5 protein-coding genes are annotated in these 5,870 nt (G+C 53.0%); all 5 read left to right on the forward strand.

Features of this window, described 5'->3' with window-relative positions:
* The coding region (locus tag QM579_RS04015; protein WP_414997920.1) for a hypothetical protein at window positions 1-367 on the forward strand (367 nt) is incomplete at its 5' end.
* Between the two features lie 24 nt (window positions 368-391).
* On the forward strand, window positions 392-1,348 hold the full coding sequence (locus tag QM579_RS04020; protein ID WP_414997921.1) for a hypothetical protein: 957 nt from the start codon (window positions 392-394) through the stop codon (window positions 1,346-1,348).
* On the forward strand, window positions 1,345-1,728 hold the full coding sequence (locus QM579_RS04025; protein WP_414997922.1) for a GPW/gp25 family protein: 384 nt from the start codon (window positions 1,345-1,347) through the stop codon (window positions 1,726-1,728). The genes QM579_RS04020 and QM579_RS04025 overlap by 4 nt, the downstream gene beginning before the upstream one ends.
* A 27-nt stretch (window positions 1,729-1,755) precedes the next feature.
* On the forward strand, window positions 1,756-5,367 hold the full coding sequence (locus QM579_RS04030; RefSeq protein WP_414997923.1) for a hypothetical protein: 3,612 nt from the start codon (window positions 1,756-1,758) through the stop codon (window positions 5,365-5,367).
* 17 nt (window positions 5,368-5,384) lie between these two features.
* Window positions 5,385-5,870, forward strand: a 486-nt coding sequence (locus QM579_RS04035) for a hypothetical protein (protein ID WP_414997924.1), incomplete at its 3' end; no start/stop codon positions are given.

Genomic DNA, 5,870 nt, shown 5'->3' on the forward strand with positions numbered 1-5,870 from the left:
ATCAGCCGGCGCAAAATCCGGATCGGGCTCCGGTGCCGGGTTCTCCCGCGGCATAAGCCTCACCCTTGAGACTCCGGGTAAGCAGAGCGTGTGCCTCAACGACAAGGACGGGCTGATCAGCCTCACGGACAAGAACGGCAACAGCCTGAGCATGGATAAAAGCGGCATCAAGCTGGAAAGCAACAAAGATATTGTGCTTCAGGCTAAAGGCAACATCACCCTGAAAGCCACGCAAAACCTGCAAGGCGAAGGGCTGCAAGTGAAAATGGAAGGCAAGCAGGCCCTCGCCCTCTCCGGCAACGCCACAGCGGAATTAAAAGCTGGCGATATACTGACGGTGAAGGGCGGATTGGTAAAGATAAACTAGCCTGAATGTGAACGAGGCAAAGAAATGGCCAAACTCGAATATAAGACACAGGATATGGCGTATGTGTACTTTGACTCAGCGAACAATAAAATACAATCTGGGACAGAAAAAGTAGCCACTGGAATGAAAGTGGAGTTTGAGAATAATGCAGATATCAACGGGGGCTCAAAGCCACAAAACGGGCAGCTAGAAAATATAATGACCAGTTTACGAAGCAATTTTAATGAAGATACCTATAAACGAGGGCATTTATTAAATGATCACCTTGGTGGGCCGGGGAAAGCACACAATTTATTCCCTATCACTGCAAAGGCCAATAAGGAGCACTCAGATAGGGTTGAAGAGCCCCTAAAAAAGCTTGTGCTAAACCCCATCGAAGAGCCTGGGCAAAAAAGGAAAAGAAGCAAGGGAGAAGCTCAAAAGAATCAGGCGCTGGATGTAAAGTATTCAGTCACTATTAGACCTAAAAAAGAACCGTTATCATCTATGAATCCTAATGCTACGATTGAATGTAGTTATACCTATACTGATGCAAACGATAAAAGAAATACACCTTCTTGTCCTCCTATCAATTCAGAATATAAAGGAAGAAATATTTTTTATAGTATTATTGAAAAGAGTACTTGCCTAGGAGATCAACCATTTAAGACAAATGATTCGACTGATAATTTACCAAAACGTAGATCACAAAGAATTAGTACAATACCTCGAGCACCAGAATTACAGCCGCCAATAATATCCCATACTCCTGCTCTTGGTGGTTTTTCAACAATAGAAACTGAGATAAATATTGCACTGTTAGATCAAAAATTTACCATTCTGAAAGATATGATTACTGTTATTATTCTTAATAAAGAAAAGTATAAAAGCAAGATAGATAGTACTGCATTAGAACATATTGAAAACTTATGCAGATATCTAAACCTTGTGCCAGGTATAAGTGAACAAGAGCCATCGGCAGATATGGACGTTGTCGAATGACTCCCTCCTGGCATTTCCCCCTCTCCTTTCGCAAATCCTCCGACGCCACACGCACGGTATCGGAAGAGCCGGATATTGCCCAGAGCGTGGGCATCCTTCTGCAAACCTCGCCTGGGGAGCGGTTTTTGCTGCCTGAGTACGGTTTTGACTGGCACGAACTGCTGTTTGAGGCATCTGGCGGCCGCAGCAACTCTTTGTTCAATCCTGAATACTTGAAGCATCGGCTGGGCGATACACTCGCCGTTTTTGAACCGCGCGTGGAACTGGAAGAGGTGCAGGTCACAGGTGAGCCCCTTGAGGGTAAAGTGACTCTGGATCTGGTTTTGCGAGTCAAATCTACGGGCAAACTGCTGCGTATGGAACAAAAAATTGGCGGCTGATGCCGTACTATCCCAGAAGGAAGACCCATGAGCCCACGCGCGCACCCTATTCCCTCTACTGGCCTGAACCGGGCCGGGCGCTCCTTTGCCGCCCTTGCCGAACCGCCCAAGCTGGACGCCAGAGACGAACAGGCCATGCTGGCTCACGTGCTGCGCCTTTCCGGGCTGATTCACTTTTTTGAATCTGGGGATGCCCCCTCAGGAACTTGGGCGGATGTGCTGCGCCGGGATCCACTGCTCATCCTGTCCGCCTTGAAAGAAGATGCCGCTGCCCAACCGGATCGTCCGGCCCGTATCGCGGTTCTGGCCAGAGGCGTGCTCGCTCATCGCTTCAGCGACCCCTTACCGGAACAGGCACAGCAACAACCGGAAACCGTTGCGCCACAATATCCTCCGCAAGCGCCACCGTCACCCCAGCAAGCCGATGTCGCTATCCGGGCGCTGATTGAAGAGGAACAGGCATGGCAGCATACTTGGGTAAACAACCTGGAACAAGCAGGCCTTCTTTTTCCTCTGCCGCCTTGCGCACATTTGCCGAAAACTTGGGAAAAAGGCAACGCCACGCCCCAGGAACGCGCGGGCCTGTATGCAGGCGCTGCCGTGCAACTGGGCCTGCGCCGCCATTCCTTGCTGGAACAAGCGGAAGCGGCTCTGGCTGGTCTTCTGGAACGTCCCAATGGCCGTTTACAACCGCATACCGGGCTTTTGCTGACCTTTCTCCGGCAATACCACCATGTGCAGGAGGGTATGAACAGCCTTGTCCCCCTGCATGCGGATCATTTTTACCGGGAGGTGATGGGATTCATCCCAATGAAAGCCAGAGCGGACCGGGCACTTCTCCTGTTTCAGGCTGAACCGGGCACGGCCTCCTTCATCCTGCCCGCGCATACGGAAGTGCGCAGTGCCTCAGAGCCCCCCATTGTATTTCGGACAGAAGAAGACACCCCGCTCAACTGCGCCTGCCTGCCGGAGGTCCTTGCCCTGACTCCGACAGATCCGCCCGGCCCCTGGATGCGGGAAACGCATTGGAGTAATTGTGCCAAACCCGCCGAAAACAGCCTGTGGCAACCCTTTTCAGCAGTCAGCCAAAAAGACGCGCAAAAAGCTTGTTTCACTCTCCTGTCATTGCCTGCCCTGCATCTGGCCGGGGGCAACAGGCACATTGAATTACGCTTTACCCTGACGCCGGATGAGTCCATGCCCGATGCCGTTGCCGCGCTGAAAGATGCATGGGAAGAGCACGGGCATATCGCAACAAACACACCGGAGCTTTTCCAGGTGGCGTGCAGTGCGCAAGACGGCTGGATTGCCCCGGACAGCACTGAATTGACCCTGATTTTTCCACAAGAATCCATTTTCAAGCCTAATGCCTCACCCCACGAGCAGCCAGCCTCTGTAGTAACAGAACAGTCGGGAAGCTCGCTCCCTGAAACAGCCAAAGAGAAGCCAGCAAAAGATGTGGCTGCAACTGAAGGACTGCCGCAGGAATCATCTGAAGCCGCGTCGCCGGGGCAACCCGCATCCGAATTTTCCTCCTCGACAGCAAATCTTTCCCCTTTACCGGAACTACGCCTGCGCCTGACTCTGATGGCGGAGCAACCGGGGCTTTGCACGCCACAAGCGGACATCCACAGTCTGGACGCCGCGCACCCAACCCTCCGGCTGAGGCCGCTGCCGGGCTTGTCCCGGTTTTGGGAGGTTTTGCATGCCTTCAGCCTCGGCAACCTTCATGTGGCTGTTCAGGTGAACGGCGCAAGCGCTTTTTCCTGCTTTGCCTCCGGTCAGATTGCACCTGCTACTCCAGACATACCTGTGGAAATATTCGGCCCTCTTCCTGTTCCAGGCGCGGCCCTTACGCTGGATATCCCGGAATTGTGCGATAAAACGGTCCATTTCATGCGCCTAAGCTGGAATTGGACCGCGCCGGAAAATTTTGCAGTTTATTTTAAAGCGTATGAGTTTGCACCATTGTACCTCACCCCATCGTATAAAAAAAATTCCTCAAGTGCTGTTTGGCAGACGGCGGGCAGTCCGGTTGAATTACACGGAAGTCACATCAACAGCCTGAACTGCCCCCTGCCACCGGATGGTCAATTGCGCAGCTATCGCTGGAGCCTTAGTGACACGGGCAACCAGTTCGGACATGCCTCGTACGGCACTCTTTTGGCAAAATTTACCCTGATGGAAGCCTCGTTGTTCAAGCGGACCTGGGCTTGGCTGACCGGCAAACCGCGCCTGCACGACCTTAATCCGCCATTCACACCGACCTGGAATGATCTCTGCGTGGATTATGAAGCGGACGCCCACTATGACCTGCGCGTGGAGCACAGCCTGCTTGCCCATGCTCACCCCTGGCCGCAGTTTGCCCCATCGGCGGTGGAACCTCCGCGTCTTTTCGCCCATTATACACAACATTCCCTGTGCCTGGGACTATCTGAGCTTGAAAACCCGTGGGAAAGTCTGCCTCTGTCCTTGTACTTCCGGCTGCAAAACATCGCTGAACCTGACGGAGCTCCGACTGCCAATGCTATGAGCGTCCAGGGAGCGCGCCTGCTTTATGATGAAACAGCCGGTCTGCGCCAAAGCGGCATCATGCGCCTGCTTCTGGATGAGGTAAACAAAGATGCGATTGGAACGGGTGAAGACGTTGCGCCCGAAAACGTCCCACTGCGTTATATACGGCTAAACTGGGGCTTACGCCCTGATTTCGCTTTGCAGGGCATGCATGCGCAAGCCGCCTGGGCTGTGTACACCCCGGAAGATCAATCCGGCCGCCAGGAAAGACCTTTTCCCCTACCCGCCGGAATGTTGAACGAACTCGGCAACCTAGGTGTAGAACATGCCAGACAGAATAAAAAAAACATTTCCGTCATACAGCCCTATGCTTCCAGCGGAGGGCGCCCCTGCGGCTTGGCTCGGCAAGGGCAAAAAGAATTTTGGCAAAATTGCGCAGAAGAACTGGCGCATCGCGGGCAGGCTGTTTTGCCCAGAGACTATGAACGTATGGTCTTACGGGAATTTCCTGAAGTTCTGGCAGCACGCTGCCTGCCGCACTGTGACGCTGCATTGGATGATAAACGCCCCGGCTCTGTCGCCGTGGTCATTTTTGCACCGCAGGAAGGGGCCAGAATTGTTTTGCCACCAGAAACTTTAGATACAAAAAATACCGTATCCTGCGGGTTTGTGCTTGATCCGGCCTTACCGTGCTATGCCGACCCCAAACTGTTACATCAAATTGAAGAATTCCTGCACGAGCGCGCTTCACCCCATGTGCGAATCTATGTACTGCAACCGCACTATGAAAATCTGTATCTGCGTTTGAAAGCCGGGCGTGATCCTGCGAAAGACAGTTTTGAAGCCGCAATGGACGTGCGACAGGCGCTGTACAGAGCAGTTTCACCCTGGGCCTTTGCCCCGTGCGAAACCGTTTTAGGGCGGCCTCTGGTCAGAATGGATGTGCTGCAAGCCCTGCGCGGTCTTTCCTGGCTGGAAAAAATTGATGATCTTGTTTTGACAAGCCCGGGCAGAGAGAAGGATTTCGTTATTGCCACACATGACCAGGAAGACACTGAATCCATAATCCCCCCCTTGAACTCAGCCTCATTGTTCCGTTTGTCAGACCTTGACATCCACCTATAGCTCCTTACGAGCCAGGCATGAAAAAACACGCCATTTCCGCCCAATATGAACGGTTCCTGCAAGAGGCTCAAGACTATGCGGGCTTTTTCAGCGGGGCAACCTGGACTATAAGCAGTGCACACGATCCGGGCCTGGCCCAGTTGGAAATATTGGCTAATGCCCTGGCGCTGGCACGGGATCGCTATGATGCTCTGCCGGATTCCAAACACCTTTTCTCCGAAACGGAGCATCAAGAACGTTGGAATCGCCCGGTAAATACAAATGCCTTTGTTTTCCAGGCGAATACCTCTTTACCCGCCAGGGCGGACTTTGCGGCCGTTCCGGTTGGAAGGGCGGAAATCTGCTGGGAGGTGGAAACAATCCCCGGCCTACGCCGGGCCTGGATTGTTCAACAGGAGGGCACGGAAAACCCGTTGCCGAAAATGTTGGTTGCCTTTGCTCCAGTGCTGCCAACAGATGGAACGGGGTTTGCCCTGCCCCCTGAAACGGCGCAGACACAAAGC

This window comes from Desulfovibrio sp. (genome assembly GCF_047607245.1).
In the GTDB taxonomy this organism is placed as follows: domain Bacteria; phylum Desulfobacterota; class Desulfovibrionia; order Desulfovibrionales; family Desulfovibrionaceae; genus Desulfovibrio.